Annotated in this window: 24 protein-coding genes; 12 read left to right on the forward strand and 12 right to left on the reverse strand. The window is 71.9% G+C overall.

The window, feature by feature from the left end; all coding sequences use genetic code 11:
- Window positions 1–10: 10 nt before the first annotated feature.
- Both ACEZDG_RS17115 and ACEZDG_RS17120 read right to left on the reverse strand, forming a co-directional pair.
- Window positions 11–772 (reverse strand): MerR family transcriptional regulator, encoded by a 762-nt coding sequence (locus ACEZDG_RS17115; protein WP_380509705.1) that lies wholly within the window; start codon window positions 770–772, stop codon window positions 11–13.
- 93 nt (window positions 773–865) lie between these two features.
- Window positions 866–1,540 carry an ATP-binding protein gene (locus tag ACEZDG_RS17120; RefSeq protein WP_380509708.1) on the reverse strand — a complete coding sequence of 225 codons (675 nt, stop codon included), beginning with the start codon at window positions 1,538–1,540 and terminating at the stop codon, window positions 866–868.
- A 274-nt stretch (window positions 1,541–1,814) separates the two neighbouring features.
- Between ACEZDG_RS17120 and ACEZDG_RS17125 the strand changes: the two genes are divergently transcribed.
- The 7 genes from ACEZDG_RS17125 (at window position 1,815) to pheA (ending at window position 9,265) form a co-directional block, all read left to right on the forward strand.
- The gene (locus ACEZDG_RS17125; RefSeq protein WP_380509711.1) at window positions 1,815–2,705 is read left to right on the forward strand and encodes a hypothetical protein; all 891 of its coding nucleotides are present in this window, start codon (window positions 1,815–1,817) and stop codon (window positions 2,703–2,705) included.
- Between the two features lie 78 nt (window positions 2,706–2,783).
- Entirely contained in the window at window positions 2,784–3,548 is a 765-nt protein-coding gene (locus ACEZDG_RS17130) for a YcnI family copper-binding membrane protein (RefSeq protein WP_380509714.1), read from the forward strand.
- A 132-nt stretch (window positions 3,549–3,680) separates the two neighbouring features.
- Window positions 3,681–4,364 carry an SCO family protein gene (locus tag ACEZDG_RS17135; protein ID WP_380509717.1) on the forward strand — a complete coding sequence of 228 codons (684 nt, stop codon included), beginning with the start codon at window positions 3,681–3,683 and terminating at the stop codon, window positions 4,362–4,364.
- Entirely contained in the window at window positions 4,361–4,834 is a 474-nt protein-coding gene (locus tag ACEZDG_RS17140; protein WP_380509720.1) for a copper chaperone PCu(A)C, read from the forward strand. Before ACEZDG_RS17135 ends, ACEZDG_RS17140 begins: the two co-directional genes overlap by 4 nt.
- A complete protein-coding gene (locus tag ACEZDG_RS17145; RefSeq protein ID WP_380509723.1) occupies window positions 4,831–6,897 on the forward strand; it encodes a copper resistance protein CopC in 2,067 nt (688 codons plus the stop codon). Before ACEZDG_RS17140 ends, ACEZDG_RS17145 begins: the two co-directional genes overlap by 4 nt.
- A complete protein-coding gene (efeB, locus tag ACEZDG_RS17150) occupies window positions 6,897–8,210 on the forward strand; it encodes an iron uptake transporter deferrochelatase/peroxidase subunit (protein WP_380509726.1) in 1,314 nt (437 codons plus the stop codon). Before ACEZDG_RS17145 ends, efeB begins: the two co-directional genes overlap by 1 nt.
- 122 nt (window positions 8,211–8,332) lie before the next feature.
- Window positions 8,333–9,265, forward strand: a complete 933-nt coding sequence (pheA, locus tag ACEZDG_RS17155; RefSeq protein WP_380509729.1) for a prephenate dehydratase — start codon at window positions 8,333–8,335, stop codon at window positions 9,263–9,265.
- 491 nt (window positions 9,266–9,756) lie between these two features.
- Here the strand turns inward: pheA and ACEZDG_RS17160 are convergent, their stop codons facing one another.
- On the reverse strand, window positions 9,757–10,617 hold the full coding sequence (locus tag ACEZDG_RS17160; RefSeq protein ID WP_380509732.1) for a polysaccharide deacetylase family protein: 861 nt from the start codon (window positions 10,615–10,617) through the stop codon (window positions 9,757–9,759).
- Window positions 10,618–10,822: 205 nt separating this feature from the next.
- On the opposite strand from ACEZDG_RS17160, the gene serS reads away from it, so the two are divergent.
- The 3 genes from serS to ACEZDG_RS17175 are packed head-to-tail and all read left to right on the forward strand — an operon-like array spanning window position 10,823 to window position 13,746.
- Window positions 10,823–12,100: a serine--tRNA ligase gene (serS, locus tag ACEZDG_RS17165; protein WP_380509735.1), complete on the forward strand. Its 1,278-nt coding sequence runs from the start codon at window positions 10,823–10,825 to the stop codon at window positions 12,098–12,100.
- The gene (locus tag ACEZDG_RS17170; protein WP_380509738.1) at window positions 12,097–12,936 is read left to right on the forward strand and encodes an HAD family hydrolase; all 840 of its coding nucleotides are present in this window, start codon (window positions 12,097–12,099) and stop codon (window positions 12,934–12,936) included. Before serS ends, ACEZDG_RS17170 begins: the two co-directional genes overlap by 4 nt.
- 45 nt (window positions 12,937–12,981) lie before the next feature.
- Entirely contained in the window at window positions 12,982–13,746 is a 765-nt protein-coding gene (locus ACEZDG_RS17175; protein ID WP_380509741.1) for an SDR family oxidoreductase, read from the forward strand.
- Here the strand turns inward: ACEZDG_RS17175 and ACEZDG_RS17180 are convergent.
- Entirely contained in the window at window positions 13,729–15,045 is a 1,317-nt protein-coding gene (locus ACEZDG_RS17180) for an ion channel protein (RefSeq protein WP_380509743.1), read from the reverse strand. The two genes, ACEZDG_RS17175 and ACEZDG_RS17180, sit on opposite strands and share 18 nt — an antisense overlap.
- Window positions 15,046–15,157: 112 nt before the next feature.
- Between ACEZDG_RS17180 and ACEZDG_RS17185 the strand changes: the two genes are divergently transcribed.
- Together ACEZDG_RS17185 and ACEZDG_RS17190 are read left to right on the forward strand one after the other, a co-directional pair.
- Entirely contained in the window at window positions 15,158–15,898 is a 741-nt protein-coding gene (locus ACEZDG_RS17185) for a FadR/GntR family transcriptional regulator (RefSeq protein WP_380509746.1), read from the forward strand.
- 42 nt (window positions 15,899–15,940) lie between these two features.
- Window positions 15,941–17,200, forward strand: coding sequence for a CynX/NimT family MFS transporter (locus tag ACEZDG_RS17190; RefSeq protein ID WP_380509749.1), 1,260 nt, complete (start codon window positions 15,941–15,943; stop codon window positions 17,198–17,200).
- A 174-nt stretch (window positions 17,201–17,374) separates the two neighbouring features.
- Here the strand turns inward: ACEZDG_RS17190 and ACEZDG_RS17195 are convergent, their stop codons facing one another.
- From ACEZDG_RS17195 to ACEZDG_RS17230, 8 genes are all read right to left on the reverse strand, one after another.
- Window positions 17,375–18,091 (reverse strand): ABC transporter permease subunit, encoded by a 717-nt coding sequence (locus tag ACEZDG_RS17195; RefSeq protein WP_380509752.1) that lies wholly within the window; start codon window positions 18,089–18,091, stop codon window positions 17,375–17,377.
- Window positions 18,092–18,122: 31 nt separating this feature from the next.
- Window positions 18,123–19,040, reverse strand: coding sequence for an ABC transporter ATP-binding protein (locus tag ACEZDG_RS17200; RefSeq protein ID WP_380509755.1), 918 nt, complete (start codon window positions 19,038–19,040; stop codon window positions 18,123–18,125).
- Window positions 19,041–19,049: 9 nt separating this feature from the next.
- Complete coding sequence (locus ACEZDG_RS17205; RefSeq protein WP_380509758.1) at window positions 19,050–20,000, reverse strand: ABC transporter permease; 951 nt, start codon at window positions 19,998–20,000, stop codon at window positions 19,050–19,052.
- On the reverse strand, window positions 19,993–20,943 hold the full coding sequence (locus tag ACEZDG_RS17210; RefSeq protein WP_380509761.1) for an ABC transporter ATP-binding protein: 951 nt from the start codon (window positions 20,941–20,943) through the stop codon (window positions 19,993–19,995). Before ACEZDG_RS17210 ends, ACEZDG_RS17205 begins: the two co-directional genes overlap by 8 nt.
- A 132-nt stretch (window positions 20,944–21,075) precedes the next feature.
- Window positions 21,076–22,005 carry a hypothetical protein gene (locus tag ACEZDG_RS17215; RefSeq protein ID WP_380509764.1) on the reverse strand — a complete coding sequence of 310 codons (930 nt, stop codon included), beginning with the start codon at window positions 22,003–22,005 and terminating at the stop codon, window positions 21,076–21,078.
- On the reverse strand, window positions 22,002–22,688 hold the full coding sequence (locus ACEZDG_RS17220) for a hypothetical protein (RefSeq protein WP_380509766.1): 687 nt from the start codon (window positions 22,686–22,688) through the stop codon (window positions 22,002–22,004). Before ACEZDG_RS17220 ends, ACEZDG_RS17215 begins: the two co-directional genes overlap by 4 nt.
- 74 nt (window positions 22,689–22,762) lie before the next feature.
- Window positions 22,763–23,629, reverse strand: a complete 867-nt coding sequence (locus ACEZDG_RS17225; RefSeq protein ID WP_380509769.1) for a hypothetical protein — start codon at window positions 23,627–23,629, stop codon at window positions 22,763–22,765.
- A 242-nt stretch (window positions 23,630–23,871) separates the two neighbouring features.
- Complete coding sequence (locus ACEZDG_RS17230) at window positions 23,872–24,591, reverse strand: hypothetical protein (RefSeq protein WP_380509772.1); 720 nt, start codon at window positions 24,589–24,591, stop codon at window positions 23,872–23,874.
- Window positions 24,592–24,664: the final 73 nt, after the last annotated feature.

The raw sequence follows: 24,664 nt of genomic DNA on the forward strand, positions 1-24,664 counted from the left end.
TGACGGCTGGTCAGGCCGCCTCGCCGCGGTCGGCGTTGGCGATCACGGCGTCGTGGAACCAGGCCGCGCCGCCGGTGACCTCCTTCTCGTAGGTCTCCTGGAAGCGCGGGTCGGCCAGGTACATGACGGCCAGTCCGCGCTGCATGACGTAGGAGCAGTCGTAGAAGTTGCGGATGATGTGCTGCCGGTGCTCCTCGGCGATGTCCATCGCCTGCTCGCTGTCGGCCGGGATCCCGGCCCGGACCGACTCGGCGATCCGGCGCATGATCTCGTCGCCCTCGGCCTTGATCCGGACCCAGTCCGCCTTGCTGAGCCGCGCCGCCTTCTGCTGCGACTGCTTCCAGGCGTCGCTGCCGCCCCAGCGCTGCTCCGCCTCGTCCTCGTACTCCTGGTAGCCCTCGCCGAAGATCTCGAACTTCTCCTCGGGGGTCAGCTTGATGCCCATCTTCTGTGCCTCCAGTGCGTGCTCCACGGCCGCGGCCATCTCCTGGAGCCGGGCGATCCGTCCGGTCAGCAGCGCGTGCTGGCGCCGCAGGTGCTCGGACGGGCTGGTGTCCCGGTCGTCCAGGACGGACGCGATCTCTTCCAGGGAGAAGCCGAGCTCGCGGTAGAACAGGATCTGCTGCAGCCGGTCCAGGTCCGCGTCGTCGTAGCGGCGGTAGCCGGACGGGGTGCGTCCACTGGGCGACAGCAGCTTGATCTCGTCGTAGTGGTGCAGTGTGCGCACCGTGGTTCCGGCCAGGTCGGCGACCTTGCCCACCGAGTAGCTCATGGCTCCGTGCTCCCTTCCGTGCTCCAGCCTCGGCCCTCACGTCGCGTGAGAGTCAAGCCGGATGTTCCGGAAGCGGGTGCGACCGGGAGCCGGTCAGGAGGCGTGCAGCAGCGGTCGCTCGCGGAACTTCAGCACCTTGTCGAAGGAGACCACGGCGCCGCTCCTGGGGTGGTTGCGGAACTGGACGTGGTCCATCAGCGCCCGGATCAGGAACAGGCCGCGTCCGCTGGTGGCGTCCAGGTCCGGCAGGCAGCTGCCCGCGTCGTCCGGGATGCCGAGGAACGGCGCGAGGCCGTCGAACTCCTGGAAGCCCTCGAAGTCCTCCAGATCCTCCAGGCCCTCGAGATCCCCGAGGTCGGGGCCCACCACGGCCAGCGGCCGGACCAGGGCCGGCGCCATCCGGCGGCGGTGCCGGCCGCGGGCGACACAGGGACGGATCCTGGTCGGGGCGGCCGAGGCCGGGAGGCCGGGCGCGGGCGAGGCGCAGCGGGGGTCGGCGGAGAAACCGGGCCCGTTGTCGGTGATCTCGACCCGCAGGCAGCCGTCCTCGATGGTCGCGGTGACCTGGAAGCCGCTGTCCTGACCTGCCCCGTTGGTGTGCCGCGCGTGCTCGACGGCGTTGGCGCAGGCCTCGGTGAGGGCCACTCCCACCTCGTGCGAGATGTCCGGGTCGACGCCCGCCGAGGCCATCGTCCCGAGCAGGATATGGCGGGCGAGCGGCACGCTGGCCGGCTCGCGCCGAAGGTGTAGAGACCACCAGATGTCCACGGCAGGCTCCTCCTGGCTGCGGCTCCACATATCACTACCTATAACCGAGCGTCAGCGGAATCAACCGCGAAGACGCGAACTTGTCACCCCGCCGGCCGATGAGCGGAGGTGGAAGCACCCGGAGGGAGCACAGTCGGGGCGCGCTGAGCAGCCCGTGCGCGGGCGCACGCGGCCACGGCCCGGCGCGCGTTCCAGGGTGTGCGGAAACAGCCATGGACGGACCCGGGCCCCAGCGGCTGACCGCTACGGGGCCGGTGAGAGACTGACAGCTGCCATGACTGTGTCCCCACCCGTCCCGGCGAGCACGCCGGGACGTTCCGCCACGCCGGGCCTCCGTGCACTGAGGGCGCTGCCCTTCGCGGTGGTCTGCGTCGCCGTGTCCGCGCTCGGGCACGACCTGGCCGGCGGCGGGGCCGTCCCCTGCGGGACGCTGCTGCTGAGCGGCCTGGCCGTGTGGGCGCTGGCGGCGGTCCTGGCCGGGCGGGAGCGCTCGATGCCGTCGATCGCGGCCGGACTGGCCGTGGGGCAGCTCGGCCTGCACCTGCTGTTCCACCGGCTGGCCATGAGCGGCGGCGGGATGGCCGGCATGGGTGGCATGAGCGGCATGGCGGACATGCCGGGGATGGGCGGGGACGCCACCGGCAGCGCCGCCCACAGCGGCAGCGGCGCCCTGGCCGCGCTCGCGGCGAAACTGCTCTGCGGACCGGCCGGAGCCCCGGCCGGGCTCACCCTGCCCCCGGGCAGCACCGCGGCGCAGATCGTCAGCCGGGCCGGGATCGATCCGCACCTGGTGCTCGCCAGCACCCCGCAGCTGCCGGGGTGGGCCCACACCGCCTACCTGGGGCTGACCCCGCTGATGCTGCTGGGCCACCTGCTCGCCGCGGTCGTCGCCGGCTGGTGGCTGCGCCGGGGCGAGGCCGCCGTCTGGCGGGTGCTGCGGGTCACCGCGCAGCTCACCGAGACCCTCGCGCAGACCTGGAGCGCCCCGCTGCGCACCCTGCTGGCGCTGGCCGCCGGGTGGCTGCGCGGCCTGCTCGGACAGCTCGGCCCGGACGCCGGGGCCCGGTTCCGTCCGATGGACGGCGAGGTACGGGTCCGGCTGCGGACGACGTGGTTGCGGCACCAGCTGATCAGGCGCGGACCGCCGTCGGTGCTGGCGGCCTGACCTGCGCGAACAGTGGCAGGGCAGGCCCCGAGCAGTCGCCTGTCCCCCTGTCCCTCCATGCACTGGAGAGCTGTTTCCATGCGCCGTAGTACCGCCATGACCACCCTTGCCGCGATGACCGCCGGCAGCCTGCTGCTGCTGGCCGGCCCGGCCTCCGCGCACGTCACCGTCAACCCGGGCACCGCCGTCCGCGGCAGCTACACCGAGATCGACGTGCGGGTCCCGAACGAGCAGGACAAGGCCGACACCACCAGGATCGAGTTCTATCTGCCGACCGACCACCCGATCGCCTCGGTGTCCACCGAGAACGTCCCCGGATGGACCGTCAGCGTGACGAAGACCAAGCTGGCCAAGCCGATCACCACGGACGACGGCCAGATCACCGAGGCGGTCTCGGAGATCGTCTGGAGCGGCGGGGCGATCAAGCCCGGCCAGTTCCAGGACTTCGCGCTGTCGCTCGGCCCGCTGCCCGCCGACACCGCCTCGCTCACCTTCAAGGCGCTGCAGACGTACAGCGACGGCACCGTGGTCCGCTGGATCCAGCCGCGGGTCGCGGGACAGCCGGAGCCGGAGAACCCGGCGCCGGTGCTCAGCCTGACGGCGCCGGCGGCGGCCGGCAGCAGCGAGGCGGTCACCCCGACCGTCACCGACACCACCGCCTCCACCACGGCGGCCACGGCTCCGGCCGGCCGGAGCAGCAGCGACACCCTGGCCCGGGTGCTGGGCGGGGTCGGCCTGCTGGTCAGCCTGCTCGGCGTCGGCTTCGGCTTCATCGGCTGGCGTCGCGGCGGCCCCGCCGGCAGCGCCGGTAGCGCCGGCACCGGCGGTAGCGCCGGCGAGTGATGCCGCGCGGGGGCGGACCCGGTCGGTTCGACCGGGTCCGCCCCCGCGCACCCCGCACCCCGTATTCGGCACTTGGCACCTCGCACGTCGCACCCCCCAGCCGACCCGTACGCGCACCCGCTCCAGGAATGGATGACCCCGATGCCGCACCACCCGCGCCGCCGAACCCTGCTCACCGGCGCCCTCGCCGGTACCGCCGCGCTGCTGCTCACCGCCTGCGGCTCCGCCGCCCCGTCCTCCGGCTCCTCCGCCCTCGGCGGCGACTCGGCCGCCCAGGTGTCCGGCCAGAACAAGGGCCCCTACCAGGGCCTGAACCTGGGCCGCACCTTCGCCAAGCCCGACGTCGCCTTCACCGACACCAGCGGCAAGCCGTTCAACATCGCCAAGCAGACGGCCGGCAGGACCGTGCTGCTGTACTTCGGCTACACCCACTGCCCCGACGTCTGCCCCACCACCATGTACGACATCGCGGCGGCCATCGCCAAGCTGCCCGAGGCCGACCAGCAAAAGGTCCAGGTGGTGTTCGTGACCACCGACCCGGCCCGGGACACCGGCGCCGCGATGCGCACCTGGCTGAACGCCTTCAACAGCAGCTTCATCGGCCTGACCGCCCCGATCAACACCATCATCGCCGCCGCCAAGTCGGTCGGCGTCGGTGTCGAGGCCCCAACCGCGGGCAAGGAGCCGGTGCACGGCGCGCAGGTGCTGGCGTACCTGCCGACCGACGGCAAGGCGCACACCATCTACACCAGCGACACGGCCTCGGCCGTCTACCTGCACGACCTGCCACTGCTGATCAAGGGCGTGACCTCATGAGGCGAACCGGACCGATAGTGGCGGCGGCGGGCGCGGCGGTGCTGGCGGTCGCCTCGCTGGCCGGCTGCGGCTCGTCCGCCGCGGCGGACAGCTCACCCGCGAAGATCAGCGTCAGCGGCGCCTACATACCCCTGCCGGCGTCCCCGGCCGAGGGCGTCGCCTACTTCGACATCGGCAACAGCGGCGGCAGCGCCGACCGGCTGGTCTCGGTCAGCAGCAGCTCCGTGCAGAGCGCGGTGCTGAACCAGTCCACCACCACCTCGATGCACACCGTCGCCGGAGTGGACGTGCCCGCGCACGGCGAGGCGCACCTCGCCCGGGGCGGCACCCACGTGATGCTGATGGGGATCACCCCGGCGCCCAAGGTGGGGCAGCAGATCGAGTTGACACTGTCGTTCCAGCACACCGGCACGGTCACCGTCGAGGCCACCGTCCAGCCGATGTCCTACCAGCCACCGACGACGAAGTGACCGCCACCATGCTGACGCTGTCCCGCCCACTGCCGGGCCGCCGCCGCGCCGCCGCCCTGCTGGTGCTGCTCGCCGCCCTGTTCGGGCTGATGCTCGCCGGGGCCACCGGCGCGTCCGCGCACGCCGCGCTGCTGTCCAGCGACCCCAAGCAGGGCGCGGTGGTGCAGACCGCGCCGACGCAGGTGACCCTGCACTTCAGCGAGCAGGTCACGCTGGAGGGCGACGCCATGCGGGTGTTCGACCCCACGGGCAAGCGGGTGGACACCGGCTCCAGCGGCCACGCCGGCAGCGACGACTCCACCGCGCGGGTGGCGCTGGTGCCCGGGCTGGCCCAGGGCACCTACACGGTCGCCTGGCGGGCGGTGTCGGCCGACACCCACCCGGTCTCCGGCGCGTTCACCTTCTCCTACGGCCATGCCTCCACCACCACCAGCGTCGCCGGTGAGCAGGCCACCAAGGGCGACACGGTGGTCGGGTTCCTGTACGGGGCCTCCCGCAGCGTCCAGTACGGCGCGTACGCGCTGCTGGTCGGGTCGGTGGCGCTGGTGCTGCTCTGCTGGCCCCGGGGGGTGCGGCTGCGGCCGGTGCAGCGGCTGATGCTGGGCGGCTGGTCCGGACTGCTGCTGGCGACCGTCGCCGAACTGCTGTTGCGCGGGCCCTACGAGGCGGCGAAGGGGCTCGGCAGCCTCTTCAATCTGACGATGATTCAGCAGACGCTGCACGAGCATCTGGGCACGATGCTGGTGGTGCGGATGCTGCTGCTGGCGGCGGCCGGGGTGTTCCTTTCGCTGCTCGCCGGGCAGGCCGGGGTCGGCCTGCCGGAAACCGAGAGCACTGATCCGAAAGCAGAGCAGCGTCTGCGGGCCACCCTCGGTATCACCGGAGCAGTGCTCGCCATCGCGCTGGCCTGCACCTGGGCCCTCGCCGACCACGCCTCCGTCGGCATCCAGGTCGACCTGGCCGTCCCGCTGGACGTGGTGCACATCCTCGCCATGGCCTGCTGGCTCGGCGGCCTGACCACCGTCCTGACCGGGCTGCGGATCCCGGTCCAGGACGGCGGCATCGGCGTCCGGCAGGTGCAGCGCTTCTCCACGGTCGCGCTGTGCTCGGTCACCGCGCTGGTCGGCACCGGCGTCTACCAGGCCTGGCGCGGACTCGGCAGCTGGGACGCGCTGGTCAGCACGACCTATGGGCGGCTGCTGCTGGTCAAGATCGGCGCGGTGCTGGTGATCCTCGCCTCGGCCTGGATGTCCCGCCGCTGGACCGCGGTGCTGCGCGCGGAGGCTCCGGCGCTGGGCGCGGGTACGGCGGCCGAAGGCGCGGGAGCGGGAGCGGGCACAGCCGAGGCCGAGGGTGCAGGCGCGGGTACGCCTGCCGGCGCGGGCGCGGGTGCAACTACGGGTACGGACGAGGGCGCGCCTGCGCCGGGGGACGCCGACGACGCCGAGCGCGACGTCGACGGCGACGCCGAATTGGACCCTGTGCGCGCAGCGCAACTGCGGCGGCAGGAGGCGGCGCGCAGCTCCGTGGTGGCGGCCAGGGCGCGGGAGGCCAGCCCCGCCAGGGGCATGCTGCTGCGCTCGGTGCTGCTGGAGGTGACCTTCGCCGTCATCGTGCTGGTGGTCACCACGCTGCTCACCAACGCCCCGCCCGGACGCTCCGTCACCGCGCAGAGCCAGGGGCAGGCCCAGGCCAATACCTCCGCCCCGAGCGGCCCCGTGGACATCAACCTGACCTTCGACACCGGCGGCTCCACCAACAACGCCAAGGGCAAGGTCAGCATCGACATCGACCCGGCCCGGGTCGGCAGCAACCAGCTGCACGCCTATGTCTACGACAGCAGCGGCGCCCCCGTGGACGAGCCCGAACTGGACATCCGGGTCACCCTCCCGGCGAAGAGCCTCGGCCCGTTCACGGTCCAGCTGGACAAGGTGGACATCGGACACTGGGCCGCGTCCGGACTACAGCTGCCGATGGCGGGCGACTGGCAGATGCAGGTCATCATCCGGTCCGACGACATCGACGAGACCACCGTCACCGCACCGATGCAGGTAAGCAACTGATGAGCGACGACAGCACCAAGAAGAACAGCGGGAACAGCACCGTGTCCCGGCGGAGGCTGCTGGCCACCGCCGGGGCGGCCGGCGCGGCGGGCCTCGCCGTCGGGGCCGGCGCCCTCGCCGCGACGAACTCGTCCGCGAGCCCGGCGGCCACCCCGGCCGCCGGGTCCGGCGACGCCGGCGCCCGCACCCCGCTCACCGCGCTCGGCGCGAACGCGCACCCCTTCCACGGGGCCCACCAGGGCGGCATCGTCGAGCCCGCGCAGGCCCGGATGCTCTCCACCGCCTTCGACCTCACCCCGGGCACCGCCCGGCCCGGCCTGGCCTCGCTGATGAAGCGCTGGTCCGCGGCAGCCGCCGCGCTCGCGGCCGGCCGCACGCCGCCGGGGCTCAGCGACGACGGCTCGGCCCTGGACGCCGGGCCCTCCTCGCTCACCGTCACCTTCGGCTTCGGCGCCTCCGTCTTCGCCAAGGCCGGGCTCACCGCGCAGCTCCCGGCCGCGCTCGCGCCGCTGCCCGCGTTCCCGGAGGACAAGCTCGACCGCCGCCGCAGCGACGGCGACCTCTGGGTCCAGGTCTGCGCCGACGACGGGCTGGTCGCCTTCCACGCCATGCGCACCCTGCAGCGGCTCGCGGCCGGGGCGGCCACCGTCCGCTGGCAGATGAGCGGCTTCTCCCGCAGCCCGGGCGCGACCGCGCGACCGCGCACCGGGCGGAACCTGATGGGCCAGATCGACGGCACCAACAACCCCAAGCCGACCGACCCGACCTTCGACGCCCGGGTGTTCGTCCCGGCGAAGACAGACCCGGCCAAGGACCAGCCGGCCTGGATGGCGGGCGGCAGCTACGCGGTGTTCCGCCGGATCAGGATGCTGCTCGACCCCTGGGACCTGCAGTCGACGGACCGTCAGGAGCGGGTGATCGGCCGTCACAAGGCGTCCGGCGCCCCGCTCTCGGGCGGCACCGAGAGCACCCCCGCCGACCTGGGCAAGCTCGGGCCCGACGGCGGCCTGGCCATCCCCGGCGACGCCCACATCCGGGTCGCCACCCCGGACGCCAACCAGGGCGCGGCCATGCTGCGGCGCGGCTACTCGTACCACGACGGCTTCCGCCCGGACGGGGCCCCGGACGCCGGGCTGCTCTTCGTCGCCTTCCAGGCCGACCCGCGCACCGGCTTCGTCCCGGTCCAGCTCAAGCTGTCCAGGGCCGACGCCCTCTCGGTGTTCATCAGCCACGAGTCCAGCGGCCTCTACGCCGTCCCGGGCGGCGCGGCCGACCCGGACGGCTACGTGGGCCAAGCCCTGCTGGAGGCGTAATCGGGATACCGCACGCTCCCCTCGCGGCGGACCACAACCTGAGACCGGGCACCCCGGGGGCCCGGTTGTGGTTACCGTGGCATTCGTCCACAATGCGCCTGCCCCACCCACGGAGGCCCCGGTTGTCCGCCACCCGCTACACCTACCTCGGCCCGGCCGGAACGTTCACCGAGGCGGCGCTGCGCACGCTGCCCGAAGCGGCGACCCGGGAGCTGGTGCCCTCGGTGTCGGTGCCGGCGGCACTGGACGCGGTGCGCAGCGGGGAGGCCGCGGCAGCGCTGGTGCCGATCGAGAACTCGGTGGAGGGCGGCGTCACCGCGACGCTGGACGAGTTGGCCGCGGGCACCCCGCTGATGATCTACCGCGAGGTGCTGCTGCCGATCGCCTTCGCGCTGCTGGTCCGCCCCGGCACCGCGCTCGCGGACGTGAAGACGGTCTCCGGGCACCCGGTCGCGCAGCCGCAGGTGCGGCGGTGGCTGTCGGCGAACCTGCCGGAGGCGCACTGGGAGTCGGCCGCGTCCAACGCGGACGCCGCGCGGCTGGTGCAGGAGGGGCGCTTCGACGGCGCCTTCGCCGGGGAGTTCGCCGCGTCGCTGTACGGACTGGAGCCGCTGGCCACCGACATCCATGACGCGAGCAGTGCGACCACCCGCTTCGTCCTGGTCGGCCGTCCGGGCCGGACCGCCGCGCCGACCGGCGCGGACAAGACCTCGTCGGTGTTCTGGCTGGCCGACGACCACCCCGGCGCGCTGCTCGAACTGCTGCAGGAGTTCGCGGTGCGCGGGGTGAACCTGATGCGGATCGAGTCGCGGCCGACCGGCGAGGGCCTGGGCCAGTACTGCTTCTCGGTGGACGCCGAGGGCCACATCACCGACCGGCGGGTCAGCGAGGCGCTGATGGGCCTGCACCGGATCTGCCCCAAGGTCCGCTTCCTCGGCTCCTACCCGCGCGCGGACAAGGTCCCGGCGGAGGTCCGTCCCGGCACCTCGGACGCGGAGTTCAGCAGCGCCGCGGACTGGCTGTCCCGCTGCCTGGACGGCCGCGGCGAGGGTTGATCGTTTTCGATCACTTTGCCGGCGGCCCCGACCGGGCCAGCAGTGCGTCCGAAGCGGGTCCACGGCCGGGTTTTCCCCAGGCCGGTGGAGAGTTGTGCGAAGGGTGAGTTATCCACAGGCTGGGGATGAATCGACAAATCCCCAGCTGCCCACTCATGACCGCTGATCGACTTCGAATCGGACATATGCCCATTCCGTGCGGTCGTTTCCCGGTTGCACCCCGAGGGTTCGCCAAAAATCACGCAGATGGGGCAGGCAGGCAGGTTTAGCCGGGCTCCGGTGCGATCCGAACCATCAAGATCCAGGTTCCCGGAAATCCACAGGTCGACTTCTCCAACTGTGGACAAATCCATGATCGCTCGACGGTCACCGAGATATCCACAGGCTGCGGGCAGTTATCCCCAGCCTGCTCCAGACTGCTATGGACATCACAACTGCACTTATTTCGGTCAGAATAGGACAGAGCATGGCAACCATTGAGCAATGGTTGATCACTTAGCGGGGAAATCGAAAGAGTAGCCCGCGTGGATCAGCTGAGGCAGTAGCACGTTCAGGGCCGCGACGGTCTGGCTGCGGTCCCCGCCGCCGTCGTGCATCAGGATGATCGCCCCCTTGGACAGCTCGTGGTGCACATGGGAGACGATGGCGCCGACCCCGGGGCGCTCCCAGTCGGTGGTGTCCACCGACCAGGCCAGCGGACGCAGTCCGTTCTGGGCCGCGATGGTCCGGTTCGGCGGGGAGAAGTCACCGCCGGGAGCCCGGAACCAGCTCACCTGGGTGCCGCTGCCGCCGGCCTTCTCGATCATCTCCTTGGCCCCGACGATCTCCTGGGTCTGGTAGGCCAGGGGGCGCTTGGACATCGCCTCGTTGTGGGAGACCGTGTGGTCGCACAGCTGGTCCCCGGCGGCGCGGATCGCCTGCACCATGGCCGGGTTCGCCCGGGCGTTGGGGCCTATCTCGCAGAAGGTCGCATGCGCGTGGTACTTCGCCAGCACCGCGAGGATCTTCGGCGTCCAGACCGGGCTGGGCCCGTCGTCGAAGGTCAGCGCGACCGAGCGGTCCTGGGCCCCGGTGTAGTACTCCAGCACCGGGCTGGCCTTCAGCGTTCCGCCGGGCGGCACGTTGTCGCCCGAGGTGCTCTTCGGCGGCGAGGGGGGAGTACTGGCGGCGCCCCCCGGCCCGGAGGACGAGCCCGAGGGCGAGCCCGGGGACGAACCCGTGGAGGGGCCGGTGGCTCCGGCCCTGGCGCTGTGCGTGCCCTTGGCCGCCCCGCAACCGGTCAATGCTGTCGCCGCCAGCGCGGCGATCGCGGTCCCCGCCAGAGCCGCCCGCACGTTGAAACGCCTGCTCATGTGCCCCCCACTGTCTGGTACGTACGCACACCCTAGGTCGGTGATTCATACGGTTAACAGGCTTTTCACAGCCCTGATGAGAGACCGGGACGAACTTATGACAAACCCCCCACACGTTCTCCCCCTGGTCCCCCGACCGCCCCCTGCCCGATGTCCGGGCTTAAGCAGCGGCAGGCCAGGGGCTGCGACCGGTAGGCTCATCCCCGTGATTGACCTTCGCCTGCTCCGTGAGGACCCCGACCGTGTGCGTGCTTCGCAGCGCGCCCGAGGAGAGGACGTCGCCCTCGTCGACGCCCTCCTCAGTGCCGATGAGCGACGGCGCTCGTCCGGCTCCCGGTTCGACGAGCTGCGCAACGAGCAGAAGCTGATCGGCAACCAGATCCGCAGCGCCAAGGGCGACGAGAAGGCCGAACTGCTGAAGCGCGCCTCCGCCCTCGCCGCCGAGGTGAAGGCGGCCGGCGCCGAGCAGTCCGAGGCCGACGAGGAGGCCAAGCGACTGCAGGGCCTGTTCGCCAACCTGCTGCACCCGGACGCCCCGATCGGCGGCGAGGAGGACTTCGTCACCCTTGAGCACGTCGGCACCCCGCGCGACTTCGCCGCCGAGGGCTTCGAGCCGCGGGACCACGTGGAGCTGGGGCGGATCCTCGGCGCCATCGACATCGAGCGGGCCGCCAAGGTGTCCGGCTCGCGCTTCTACTACCTGACCGGCATCGGCGCGCTGCTGGAGCTGGCGCTGGTCAACATGGCCATCGCCCAGGCGGTCGAGGCCGGCTTCACCCCGATGCTGACGCCCGCGCTGGTCAAGCCGCGGGCCATGGAGGGCACCGGCTTCCTCGGCCAGGCCGCGGAGAACGTCTTCCGGCTCGAGGAGGACGACTTCTACCTGGTCGGCACCTCCGAGGTGCCGCTGGCCGCGTACCACATGGACGAGATCATCGACGCGGACCGGCTGCCGCTGCGCTACGCCGGCTTCTCGCCCTGCTTCCGCCGCGAGGCCGGGACCTACGGCAAGGACACCCGCGGCATCATCCGGGTGCACCAGTTCGACAAGGTGGAGATGTTCGTCTTCACCACGCCCGAGGACGCCGAGGCCGAGCACCAGCGCCTGCTGGACTGGGAGAAGCAGTTCCTGGACAGCCTGGAGCTGGCCTACCGGGTGATCGACGTGGCCTCAGGCGACCTGGGCTCCTCGGCCACCCGCAAGTTCGACATCGAGGCCTGGATCCCGACCCAGGGCAAGTACCGCGAGCTGACCTCGACCTCCAACTGCACCGAGTACCAGTCGCGCCGGCTGGACATCCGGATGCGCGGCGAGGGGGGCAACCGTCCTCTCGCCACGCTGAACGGGACGCTGTGCGCGGTGCCGCGCACCATCGTCGCGATCCTGGAGACGCACCAGCAGGCGGACGGCTCGGTCCTGGTCCCCGAGGCGCTTCGCCCCTACCTCGGCGGGCGCTCCGTCCTGGAGCCGGTCGGCAAGTGAACAGCACCACCGCCGACAGCACCGCCGCCGAGCGCCCGTACGACCTGATCGCCACCGACCTCGACGGCACCCTGCTGCGCTCCGACCACACCGTGTCGGAGCGCACCCAGCGGGCGCTCGCGGCGGCCACCGCCGCCGGGGCGAAGCATGTCGTGGTCACCGGCCGCTCCGCGTCCTGGACCAGGCCGACCCTGGACGCCATCGGCTACACCGGCCTCGCCGTGTGCAGCCAGGGCGGCCAGCTCTACGACGCGGGCGCGCACCGGCAGCTGACCTCGATCACCCTGGACCGCAAGCTGGCCAGGATCGCCCTCGGCAAGATCGAGGCCGAGACCGGCCCGCTGCACCTCGCCGTGGCCCGGGACGGCCTGGACGGGGAGGTGCTGACCGGCCCCGGCTACAGCGTCCCCGGCGCGGGGGAGGACGACACCCGCGCGGTCACCGACCTGGAGGAGCTGTGGCACGAGCCGGTCACCCGGCTCTTCCTGCAGCACCCGGTGCTGACCGACGACGAACTGACCGAGATCGTCCGGGAGATCGGCACCCAGCTGGTGGACGTGGTGATGGCCGGGCCCGGTTTTGTCGAGGTGCTCCCGCTGGGCCTGTCCAAGGCCACCGGGCTCGCCCTGGCCGCGTCCCGGCTCGGGGTCCGCAAGACCCGCACCCTGGCCTTCGGCGACATGCCCAACGACCTGCCGATGTTCGGCTGGGCCGCGCACGGCGTGGCCATGGCCAACGCCCACCCGCTGCTGCTGGCCGTCGCCGACGAGACCACCCTGAGCAATGACGCCGACGGCGTCGCGGTGGTGCTTGAGCGGCTGTTCCCGCAGCCGTAGCGGGGTCCGCCCGACCGGGCCCGCGCTCCCAGTACGCTGCCGCACATGAGTGCAACGAGCGGACACACGGGCGTCGCGGTGGTCACCGGCGCCGGGTCGGGGATCGGACGGGCCACGGCGCTGGCGCTGCTGGAGGCCGGCTGGGCGGTCGCCCTGGCCGGGCGTCGGCCCGAGGCGCTGCAGCAGACCGCGGCGGCGAGCAGCCGGGAGGCGGCGGCGCTGGTGGTGCCGACCGACGTCACCGACCCGCACGCGGTGGACGCGCTGTTCGCCGTGGTCCGCGAGGCCTTCGGACGGCTCGACCTGCTGTTCAACAACGCCGGGGTGTCCGCCTTCTCGGCCCCGCCGGAGGAGCTGTCCTTCGAGCAGTGGCGCCGGGTGGTGGACACCAATCTGACCGGGGCCTTCCTCTGCGCCCAGGGCGCGTACCGGCTGATGATGGCTCAGGAGCCGCAGGGCGGACGGATCATCAATAACGGCTCGGTGTCCGCGCAGGCGCCCCGCCCCCACAGCGTCGCCTACACCAGCACCAAGCACGCGATCACCGGGCTGACCAAGTCCCTGGCGCTGGACGGGCGGCGGCACCGGATCGCCTGCGGGCAGATCGACATCGGCAACGCCGCCACCGAGATGACCCGGCGGATGACGACCGGGATCCTGCAGGCCGACGGCAGCACCGCGATCGAGCCGACCATGGACGTCGCGGACGTCGCCAGGACCGTGCTGCACATGGCCTCGCTGCCGCTGGAGGCCAACATCCCCTTCGTCACGGTGATGGCGAGCGCGATGCCGCTAATCGGTCGCGGGTAGCGCGCGCGTCGGCGGCAGCGGCGCGGCCGGCCGGGTGATCAGCATCGGCGGGCGGCCGACGCACAGCAGCCAGCCGGGCACGACCAGCACGCACAGCACCGGCAGCAGGCTGAGGTCGCCGACGATGACCACGCCGAGGAACAGGCTGAGCCAGCCCTGCCTGGTCACCGCGAGCACCATGCCCAGTACTCCCGCGCCGATGGCCAGCCCCAGCGGGATGCCGGGCACCAGCCCGTGGGCCAGGCAGCCGAGCGCCACTCCGACGAAGGCGGACGGGAAGATCCGGCCGCCGCGGAAGCCGCAGGTCGCGGCGAGGATCAGGGCGGCCAGTTTGACCACGGCGTAGAGCAGCAGCTTGGCGTTGCTGAAGCCGTCCAGTCCGGCGACCAGTTCCCGCATCTGGTCCAGGCCCTTGAACAGGGTGATCTCGCCGCCGATCGCGCCGAGGACGCCCAGCAGCAGCCCGCCGGCGGTGAGCGCCAGCACCGGGTTGCGCAGCGACTGGAACCACTTGTGCAGCGCCGGGAACGCATAGGCCCCGGCGATCCCGAGACCGGTCGCGACCAGCACGATCACCGTCCCGGAGACCAGGTCGACCAGTTCGAAGCCGCGGTACGGCGGGACGGTCACCGACAGCGAGGGCGCGGCGATCAGCGTGGTGGTGAGCGAGCCCGCCGCGCCCGCGGCGAGCGGGGCCAGCAGCTGGTCCCAGAGGCTGACCCCGGCGCGGCGGGTGAGCGTCTCGGAGAAGATCAGCGCGGCGGCCACCGGGGTGCCGAACATCGCGCCGATGGTTCCGGCGGCGCCCAGCGCGACCCACAGCTCGACGTCCTTGTTCTTCAGTACCCGGCTGCCGAACCACCAGGCCAGGGCGATATTGGCGGCGGTGATCGGGTTCTCGGGGCCGAGGCTGACCCCGCCGCCGAGGGCGAGCACGGTGGCCAGCAGCAGGCCCGGCAGCATCAGCGGCGTCATCGGCGGGGCGACCAGGCCCTCGGTGGCCGGGTCGGGTCCGCCGTGGCCGGGGGCGTAGCGGACCACCAGGCCGACCGCGAGGCCGATGGCGGTGAGCACGGCGATGATCCACCCGCCGCTGTCCGGGCTGATGTCCAGCCAGTCGGGGAGGTGCTGCCAGAGCAGGTGGTGCACCAGCTCCTCCAGCTTGCTGATCCCCAGCAGTACGGCCGAGCTGCCCACCCCGATCAGCACCGCCCAGGGGAGCAGCTTCAGCTGTCCGCTGACGAACTGGCGCGGGGAAGGAGTCGCCGGTGCCGGTCCTGCTGCCGCTTCGGGTGCCATAGCTGGTGACTTTGGCAGGGTTTGCGGCTTTTCAGGCCGATGCCACGCCGGGCCGATCTAGTTGTAGGATGACTGGACAAGAGGATGTAGGACGACCGGAGGACCTGACCACGTGAGCAGCAACCTGCATGCCGCCGGGCGGACCTCCCTGGTCGACTCCGCCATCGAGCAGCTCCGCGCCCAGCTCAGCAGCGGCGCCTGGCAGGTCGGCGACCGCATCCCGACCGAGCACGAGCTGGCCGAGCAGCTGCGGGTCGGCCGGAACACCGTCCGCGAGGCGGTACGGGTGCTGGTGCACTCCGGGATGCTGCAGTCCCGCCAGGGCGAGGGCACCTTCGTCCGCTCCACCAGCGACCCCGCCGCGGTGCTGCACGGGGTGCAGCGGGCGGGAGTGCGGGACGTCCTCGAGGTCCGCGCCGCGCTGGAGACCGAGGCGGCCCGGCTGGCCGCGCTCCGGCACACCCCCGAGGACCTGGCCCGGATGCGGTCCGCGCTGGACGCCGAGGCGGCCGTCCTTGAACGCCACAGCCTGCCCACCGAGCCGGAGCGGGCCGGCCGCGAGGCCACCGTGGAGCACGACCTCGAGTTCCACACCGCCGTGGTCGAGTCCGCGCACAACCCCGCGCTGACCGAGGTCTACCGCTACTTCAGCGCCTCGGTCCGCGAGTCGATGCGCTCCTCCTTCGGCGACCAGGACATGCCCGAGGTCGACCTCGCCTCGCACCGCGCCCTGGTCGACGCCGTCGCCTCCGGCGACCCCGACGCCGCCGAGGCCGCCTGCCGGCTGCTGCTGGACGAGCCGATGGCGGCCGTCGGACGGCTGCTCAACAAGCCCTCCCCGCCCCAGAACTGACCCACCGAACGCCGAACCGCACGCTCCACCGGAAAGAACCCCATGTCGCGCACCACCCTCGACGCCCGGACGCCGTACGCCCCGAGCACCGACGCCCCCTCCCTGGCGGCCAGGATCGCCGTCCACCCGGCGACCGCGCTGATCGGCATCCTGCTGGTGTCGCTGAACATGCGCGCCGCGCTGTCCGCCGTGTCGCCGCTGCTCACCGATGTCAGCGGGGCCTACGGTCTGTCCTCCACCGCGGGCGGGCTGCTGACCACCCTGCCGGTGCTGCTGATGGGGATCACCGCGCCGTTCGTGCCGAAGCTGGTCCGCCGCTTCAGCCCCGAGCGGGTGGTGCTGGGCGCGCTGGGGCTGCTCGCCGCCGGGGTCGGCCTGCGGGTGGTGTCCGGCGTCTGGACGCTGTTCGCCGGAAGCATCGTCATCGGCGCGGCCATCGCGCTGCTGAACGTCACCCTGCCGGGCCTGGTCAAGCGGGACTTCCCGGACCGCGCGGCGACCATGACCGGGGTCTACTCCACCGCGATGATCGTCGGGGCGACGCTGGCCGCGGCGCTCTCCGTCCCGATGGAGCATGCCTTCGGCGGCTGGCAGGGGTCGCTGGCGTCCTGGTCGGTGCTGGCGCTGTTCGCCGGCCTGGTCTGGCTGCCGCAGGTGCGGCGGCGGCCGGTGGCAGTAGCGGGGGCGGGGGCGCTGCCGCAGCTCGGAGCGGCGCGGATGGCCGGGTTGTGGAAGCATCCGCTGGCCTGGCAACTGGCGCTCTACATGGGGATGATGTCGCTGCTCTCCTACACCCTGATCGCCTGGATGCCGACCATCCTCACCGACCAGGGCATGGACCGCGGCACGGCCGGGGCGGTCTTCGCCTTCTGCAACCTGGTCCAGGTCGGCGGCGCGTTCCTGGTGCCGCTGATGGCCGGGCGGATGACCAGTCAGCGCACGCTGGTGGTCCTGATGGTCGGCTGCAACGTCGCCGGGATCAGCGGGCTGCTGCTGGCCCCGGTCGGCGGGGCCTGGCTGTGGGCGGTACTGCTCGGCATCGCCCAGGGCGGCGGGTTCGGGCTGGCGATGGCACTGATCGTGCTGCGTGCCGGGGGTGCGGCGGTGGCCTCGCAGCTGTCCGGGATGGCGCAGATGGTCGGCTACTTCATCGCCGCGGCGGGCCCGGTCGGTTTCGGTGCGCTGCACGAGGCCACCGGCGGGTGGGGGTTGCCGCTGGTGCTGCTGCTCGGCTGCTGTGGCGTCGCGCTGGGCGCCGGGCTCGGCGCGGGACGGGCGCACACGCTCCGGGCCGCGGGGTAGTCGCGCGTACGGCGGTGCACGTTCGTTGTGGCTCTTGTTCGCGCAGTTCCCCGCGCCCCTGGGGTGCTGCCGGGCTCGGCCAGGCACCTACCTCAGGGGCGCGGGGAACTGCGCGAACAGACACCACGACGGACGTGCGCCGCCCGCCGTACGGAAGCGCCCGCCCGCGTACGCCTACTCCTCGCCCGCGAGCGTGAGCCGCGTGAGGCGGAAGGCGGCGAACACCGCCGTGCCCAGGGCCACAACGATCAGCAGCGGCACCGCCGTCGGCAGCTTCACCGCGGAGCTGACCACGCCGGGGTCGGCGATCTTGCCGGCCACGGCCAGCGCCCACTGCTGGACGCTGAGGTCCTTCACCCCGCTGACGAAGTTGCCCAGGATGCTCTCCCACAACAGCGAGTAGATCAGGCCGACCACCACGGCGTGCCGGGTGATCACCCCGAACAGCAGGAAGATCGCACTGTAGGCGATCCCCGCGACGAGCGCGGCGGCCCCGTACGCCAGGGCCAGGCTCTCGAAGTTGCCGAAGAGGATCACCCCGGCCAGGTAGGTCGGGATCGCCGCGAAGGCGACGGTGCAGCCGATCGCGACCGCCAGCTTGGTGGTGATGATCTTCCACCGGGGCAGCGGCTTGGCCAGCAGGTAGATGATCGAGCCGTCGTCGATCTCCGGGCCGATCGCCCCGGTCCCGGCGATCAGGCCGAGCAGCGGCACCAGGGTGCCCAGGGCGAGCGTGCCGAGCAGATTGACGGTGGTGCTCTCGTCCTGGCCGATGGTGGCCCGGATGATCAGGGACAGGACCAGCAGCAGCGCGGGCACCGCGAGCAGCAGCAGGCCGCGGCGGCGGCCCAGCAGGCCGCGTACCGTCAGCCGGGCGACGGTGATGTTCACTGGTTCACCTTCTTGGAAAGGGGGGCGCCGGTCATGAGGACACCAGGTAGGAGAAGACGCTCTCCAGCGACTCGTCCGCGGGTGAGACGGTGAGCAGCCGGATCCCGGCCTCCTTGGCGACCCGGGGCACCAGTTCCGTGAAGCGGTAGTAGTCGATGGCCTGGATCTGCAGCGCCTTCTCCTTCCAGTCCAGCTCGATGCCGGCCGTGGAGGAGTCCGCGATCAGCGCGGCGGCCAGGGCCCGGTCGTCGCTGGAGCGGATCAGGTAGCGGTGCGGACGGTTGGTCATCAGCTGCCGGATCTTGCGGAAGTCGCCCGAGGCCGCGTGCCGACCGGCGACGACCACCTCGATGTGGCGGGCGAGCTGCTCCACCTCCTCCAGGATGTGCGAGGAGAAGAGCACGGTGCGGCCGTCCGAGCCGAACCGGCGCAGCAGCTCCATCAGGTGCATCCGCTGCCGCGGGTCCATCCCGTTGAAGGGCTCGTCGAGCAGCAGCACGGCCGGGTCGTGGACCAGCGCCGAGGCCATCTTGACCCGCTGCTTCATGCCCTTGGAGTACGTGGTGACCTTGCGGTCCTGGGCGTACTCCATCTCCACGGTGGCGATGGCGCGGGCCGCCGCCGCCCCGGGGTCGGGCAGGCCGTGCAGTTCGGCGTTGGCGAGGACGAACTCGGCGCCGGTCATGAAGTCGTACATGGCCTCGCGCTCGGGCACGAGCCCGATCTGCCGGTACGCCTGCTGGTTCTTCCACACCTGGACGCCGTCGATGGTGACGGCGCCGGAGGAGGGCGGCAGGAAGCCGCTCATCATGTGGATCAGGGTGGACTTCCCGGCCCCGTTGGGGCCGAGCAGACCGGTGACGCCCGGCTCGATCGTCATGCTGACGTCGTTGACGGCGACGACGTTGCCGAACCAGCGGGACACCCGGTCGATGCTGATGGTGGTCATGACGGCCTCTCAGATCTTCCGGTAGCGACGGACCATCAGTCCGAACGTGGCGGCGGCGATCAGCGCGATCTCGACGAGGAAGACGACCCCGCCGAGGCTGGACGGGACCCCGAAGTCGCTGCTGCCGTCGGTCAGCCCGAACAGCCAGTCGACGCTGGCCTGGATCAGCGAGTTGGGGCTGATCACCAGGGCCCACCCGGCCGTGGACGCGTGCCCGTTGTTGTCGAGCACCGCCCAGATGATCCCGGCCACGGCCTCGGAGATCAGGAACAGCGCGATGATCGCGGCGACGCCGAAGCCCCGGCGCGACGTGGTCGCGGCGATGGCCAGCGACAGCCCGGTGTACAGCAGCGCGTACAGGGCGGCGGCGACCAGCCCGTAGCCGAAGTACTCCAGGTTCTGCACGAACGGCATCGACGCCAGCAGCGAGCCGATCCAGAAGATCAGCATCGGCAGCGCGGTCAGCAGGAAGATCGCGGAGAACATCGCCGCGAACTTGGACTGGACGTAGTCCCGCGAGGTCAGCGGCCGGGAGAAGTACAGCGGCAGGGTCATGAAGCGCAGGTCCCGGGACAGCGCCACCGGCGCCTGGGCGGCGACGAAGACGGCGATCACGAACTGCATCAGCGACAGGTAGTGCGGGTAGGTCACCGAGCTGGGGAAGGTGTCCCGCTTCAGGTAGACCACCACCGCGACGATGATCAGCGCGGGCACGCACATCACCGCGAGCAGGGCCATGGGCAGGATCTTGGACTTGACGGACCGTCCGAGGCCGAAGCTGCCGCGCAGGCTGAGCACGAACAGCGAGCGGGCCGCGTAGGCGCGGCCCAGGCGCGGGCCGTCGTAGTGGCGGTAGCCGATGTCGTGGATCACATCGGCGCGGGCGCCCGGCTCGGCCGGCTGGGACGACTGGGGCGGCTGGGACGGCACTGGCTTGGACATCTGTACGGGCTCAGACATGGGTGGTCTCCTCCTCCCGGCTGTGGAAGACCTCGGAGATGTGGTGCCGGCGCTGCTCCATCCGCACCAGCCCGAGCCCGAGGTCGGCGACGGCGTCGCGGATCAGGTCGTAGGTCTCGTCGCCCTTGATCTCGACCAGCAGCACCCGGTTGCCGTCCACCGAGGGACCGACCGTCAGGCCGTCCACGGCCAGCCGCTCGCGCAGGGCCGCGTCCGCGTCGAAGGCCGGATCCGACCTGCGGTCGGTCACCTCGACCGCGAGCAGCTGGGTGAACTGGGTGAAGTCGGCCGTGGACGAGGAGCGCAGCAGCCTGCCCCCGTCGACGACGACCACGTGGTCGCAGGTCCGCTCCAGCTCGCCGAGCAGGTGCGAGGTGACCAGGACCGAGATCCCGAAGTCGCTGTGGACCCGCCGGATCAGCCCCAGCATGTCGTCGCGGCCGACCGGGTCGAGCCCGTTGGTCGGCTCGTCGAGCAGCACCAGCTGCGGGTCGTGGACGAGCGCCTGGGCCAGCTTCACCCGCTGCTTCATACCGGTGGAGTAGCCCCCGATGGGGCGGTACCGCTCTTCGTAGAGGCCGACGTGGCGCAGCGTGTCCGCGGTGCGTTCACGGGCGGCGGCGGCCGGGAGGCCGGACATCCGCGCCATGTGCACCACGAACTCGGTGGCCGAGACATCGGGTGGCAGGCAGTCGTGTTCGGGCATGTAGCCGACGCGCTCGCGGATGGCTTCGCCCTGGGTGGCGACGTCGAGGCCGAGAACGCTGGCGCTGCCTTCGGTGGCCGGGGCGAGCCCCAGCAGGATCTTGATGAGTGTGGACTTGCCTGCGCCGTTCGCTCCGACCAGGCCGACCACTCCGGGCTGCACATCGACGGTAAGCCGATCCAGCGCGGTGACCCGGGGGAACCTCTTGGTGAGGTTGTCCGTGATGATGACAGACACGGGACGACCGTATCGGTGCCGTGCCGGTCGGCGCATCAGGCTTGGGGCGGCGGGATCCCCCACCTTCCGGGGTACGGCGAGAGGGCCGTCCCCTAGGGGACGCCTTGGGGGGACGGCCCCCTCCGCGCCGGGTCAGCCCTGCAGCAGCTCGCCCTGCAGACCGACCACCTGCTTGAAGTTCACCAGCGGGACGGCCTTGGAGCTGCTCATCACGATGACCGCCTCCACCTCGCCGACCTTGACGTAGCCCACCCTCACGGCCTGGCCGCCGTGACCCGCGGGCCGCGCCAGCGCTTCCGTGCGCACGCCGGTGACCAGGCCGGGGAAGACGATCGAGCCGTCCTCGACCAGACCCGTCACACCTGCGGGCCGAGTGGACGCCGAGTCCCCGTCGAAGACGGTGCCCGCGTCGACGTCCGCGCGGAACTGCAGCAGGTAGACCGTCGTACGGGTCCCGTCCGCGGCGACCCAGGCGCGGGCGGCGATGTGGCGCAGGCCGAAAGCGCTGAACTCCGACGTGAGCTCGGGCTTTCCGCCCATGTCCTTGATGTACGAGGCGGCCGGGTACCAGCCGGTCGGGTCCGGCAGGAAGCCCTTGACCGTCCTCGCTCCGAGGGGGGCGGGCAGCAGCAGCTTCCGCAGGTCCGCCGCATGGTCCGAGTCCCCCGTGGCATCCGCGCCCTGGGACGGGGTGAGCGCCTTCGGCGGCAGGGCCGGCAGCGTCAGCCGCGGAAAGGCGTACCGGCCGTCGGCCGGAGTCCGCAGCCCCGGAAGGTCGGTGCGGCGCGGGGCCGTCACCGCGACGGCGGTGCCCACGCAGACCGCGGCGCAGACCACGGCGGCCGTGGTCCAGCGCAGCGCGGTCCGCACCCAGGCGCGGTCGCGCGGCGACGGTGGCGCCGGCGCCAGGTACGGCGGCACAGCCCACACCGTGGCGGCGCCGTACGGCGCGGGTGCGGGCGGTTCGGTGACGGGCGGTGCGGGTGCGGGCGGTTCGGTGACGAGCGGTTCTGTGGCTGGCGGTTCGGGTGCGGGCGGTGCGGTGACGGGCTGCTCGCTCATGTCTGGGCTCCCGGGATGGCGAGGCGGGTGAGCTGCTGCGAGAGCAGGGAGACGGCCGAGGCACTGTCCAAGGGCGCGACCCCTTCGACGTCCATCCACACCGAGATGTCCCCGACCGAGGCGTCGCAGTCCATGTAGTCCAGCTTGTCCCCGCTCGGCAGCGGTGGCAGGTAGCAGTGGGTGGCCGGGAACCCCGGAACGCCCGGGCCGGGCCGGTAGGCTCCGGTCGCGTCGGCCAGGTGCTTGCGGAACGTCGCAGCCAGGGCCGCGGACTGCTGGTTCTCCTGGCGCAGCGAGATGGTGATCACCGTCGAGCCGGACTTCAGGAAGGTGCGCAGCGCGTACCCCTTGGTGTGGCTGGCCAGGAAGTCCTGCTGCTCCAGCTTGCGATCGGCTGTGGACATGAACCCGATCGACTTCGTGAAGATCGCCTGGTACTCGGACGCAGACAGCACCGTGTCATTGCCGAACTCGTAGTAGTCCGGGCCGGGTTCCATGTCCGTGGGTACGGGCACCAACAGGTCGCCGAGCGAACCGAAGTGGTTTCCGTTGGACAGCGCGCCATAAGTCGGCGGCTTGACCGGGGCCGGCTTCTTCGCGGCTGCCGCCTGGTGCTTCGGCTTGTTCACCACCTGCAGCACGCCGAAGCCGACGCCACCGCCGACCACGACGGCGGACAGCACAGCAGCCGTTCCGAGCGCCGCCCAACGGCCTCGGCCAGGCTTCCTCACCGGTGCCGGCGGCGGAAGTTCGGGGGTCACAGTCGCTCCAACTGGCTCTGCAGAAGTGTCAGCAGCGTCTTCGCGCTGACCGGGTGGGCAGAATCGACGAAGATCTCGACCGAGATGTCGCCGTGCTGGGCGTACCCGCGTCCCTCGTAGTACGGGTCCGAACCTCCCAGTTTCTTCTGACCGGGGAACACCTCGCCGCCGATCGTGTGCGGCACGTCGACCGCGGTGCCGCCGGTCGCGTCGTGGCCGTAGCTCTCCTGGTCCGACATCTCGCTCCGGGCCGCGTCGGTGTCGCCGTCGGCGTACTGGACCAGAAACACCGTGGTGCTCTCCGGTCCCTTGTCCCAACCGGCTTCCGCGGCACGGCGGAAACGCTGCTCCGCCTGGTGGCTGAAGGCCACACCGGGTTTGACGAAGGTCTCCGCGAAGTCCGCGAGGTCCAGCCAGTTGTCGATCGCGTCCCGGTCGGGATTCGCCTTCACCCCGGCTGGAGCAGGCACCAGCAGCTTGGTCAGGTCACCGTCGGTCTTCACCTGGTCGTCCTGGGCCGCGGGCAGCGCGGGAATCGCGACCCGCTTGGCGGGGTACTTCGGCTGGGCGACGGCGAGCGAGGGCAGCGGGGTGGGCTTGCGCGCCGCCTGCACGGCGTAGCCGGCTCCGCCCCCGCCGAGGACGCCGAGGACCACGGCCGCCGCCATGATCAGCGCGGTCCGCCCACGGGGGCGCCGCCTGACGCCTGACGGCGCGTCGGTATCGGCCGGCGCGTGGGCGTCGGTTGGCGCGTGGGCGTAGGCCGGCGCTGCGGGTTCGGCCGGCGCCTGGACGGCGTAGGCCGGAGCGTCAGGCTCGGCCGGTGCCGTGGGCTCGACCGGAGCTTCGGCATCGGCCGGCACGTGGGGCTCGGTCGACGCCTCGGGATCGGTCGTAGCTTCAGGTTCGGCAGGTGCCTCGGCATCGGCCTGAACCACGGGCTCGGCAGATGCCTCGGGCTCAGCCGGTGCCGTGGGCTCAGCCTGGGCCATGGGCGCAGCCACTGCCTCGGGTTTGTCGGGTATCGCGACGGGGGCCGGCTCTGGGGCCGCCGCGTCGCCTGCTTCGGTGGTCAACGTTCCTCCACGGGACGTCTCGGGACTGCTCAGTGGCCGGACTTGAGACGCTGCACTTCACGCTGCATCAGTGGCTTCAGCACTGAGCGCGGGAGCTTCCCGGTCCCGGTCACGGTGATCTCGTACTCCACGTCGCCCACATGCGCGATGGCGAACAACTCGCCGTCGTCGGCCGGGTCGGTGGGGTCGATCGCGAACCCCCTCGCGCCGGAGACGCCGGAGACCGTGAAGGCCTTCGCCTTGGAGCCGAAGGTCAGCCCCTGCACCCAGTCGCTCGCGTAGCCGGAGCTGCTGAAGTGCATCAGCTGGGTCTCCACCGTGTAGGTACCGTCATTGGTCCGGTAGGTACGGGTGGCACCGCCCGAGCAGCCGTACTCCTTGAGGATCTGCTTGCTGGTGGTCGGGTTGCCCAGCAGCTTGGCGAGGTCGGACACCGTCATCTTGGTGCCGTCCTGATCGCCGTAGGCGACGGCGTCGGCCGGCACGGGGAGCAGGAAGTACCGCAGGTCACCCTTGTGGGTGGACCCGGAGACGGTGCCCCTGACCGTGGACGTGGGGCTCGGGACAGCCTTCGGAGTCGGCGTCGGCGCGAGCGTGGTCGGGGCGGCCGACGGGGTCGCCGAGGCGGTGGCGCTGGGTTCGGCGTCCGCCACGGTCGTGGTCGTACCGTCCGAGCCGACCGCCACCACGGCGGTGGCGGTCCCCGCCGCGATGACCAGCCAGCCGGCGACGGCGAGGGCCACGTACATGCCCCGACGCGAACGCGGCCCGGCCGGCAGCGGCTGGTACCCCGGCGGTGGCGGCGGCACCGGCGGGTAGTAA

It is taken from the genome of Streptacidiphilus alkalitolerans (assembly GCF_042511045.1).
GTDB classification, from domain to species: domain Bacteria; phylum Actinomycetota; class Actinomycetes; order Streptomycetales; family Streptomycetaceae; genus Streptacidiphilus; species Streptacidiphilus alkalitolerans.

Coding starts and splice junctions, on each gene's coding strand:
- ACEZDG_RS17205 (WP_380509758.1), bottom strand. CDS start 20,000: ATGTCTGAGCCCGTACAGATGTCCAAGCCAGTGCCGTCCCAGCCGCCC.
- ACEZDG_RS17215 (WP_380509764.1), bottom strand. CDS start 22,005: ATGAGCGAGCAGCCCGTCACCGCACCGCCCGCACCCGAACCGCCAGCC.
- ACEZDG_RS17140 (WP_380509720.1), top strand. CDS start 4,361: ATGAGGCGAACCGGACCGATAGTGGCGGCGGCGGGCGCGGCGGTGCTG.
- ACEZDG_RS17125 (WP_380509711.1), top strand. CDS start 1,815: ATGACTGTGTCCCCACCCGTCCCGGCGAGCACGCCGGGACGTTCCGCC.
- ACEZDG_RS17115 (WP_380509705.1), bottom strand. CDS start 772: ATGAGCTACTCGGTGGGCAAGGTCGCCGACCTGGCCGGAACCACGGTG.
- ACEZDG_RS17230 (WP_380509772.1), bottom strand. CDS start 24,591: ATGTACGTGGCCCTCGCCGTCGCCGGCTGGCTGGTCATCGCGGCGGGG.
- ACEZDG_RS17135 (WP_380509717.1), top strand. CDS start 3,681: ATGACCCCGATGCCGCACCACCCGCGCCGCCGAACCCTGCTCACCGGC.
- ACEZDG_RS17200 (WP_380509755.1), bottom strand. CDS start 19,040: ATGACCACCATCAGCATCGACCGGGTGTCCCGCTGGTTCGGCAACGTC.
- ACEZDG_RS17130 (WP_380509714.1), top strand. CDS start 2,784: ATGCGCCGTAGTACCGCCATGACCACCCTTGCCGCGATGACCGCCGGC.
- ACEZDG_RS17160 (WP_380509732.1), bottom strand. CDS start 10,617: ATGAGCAGGCGTTTCAACGTGCGGGCGGCTCTGGCGGGGACCGCGATC.
- ACEZDG_RS17180 (WP_380509743.1), bottom strand. CDS start 15,045: ATGGCACCCGAAGCGGCAGCAGGACCGGCACCGGCGACTCCTTCCCCG.
- efeB (WP_380509726.1), top strand. CDS start 6,897: ATGAGCGACGACAGCACCAAGAAGAACAGCGGGAACAGCACCGTGTCC.
- ACEZDG_RS17190 (WP_380509749.1), top strand. CDS start 15,941: ATGTCGCGCACCACCCTCGACGCCCGGACGCCGTACGCCCCGAGCACC.
- ACEZDG_RS17175 (WP_380509741.1), top strand. CDS start 12,982: ATGAGTGCAACGAGCGGACACACGGGCGTCGCGGTGGTCACCGGCGCC.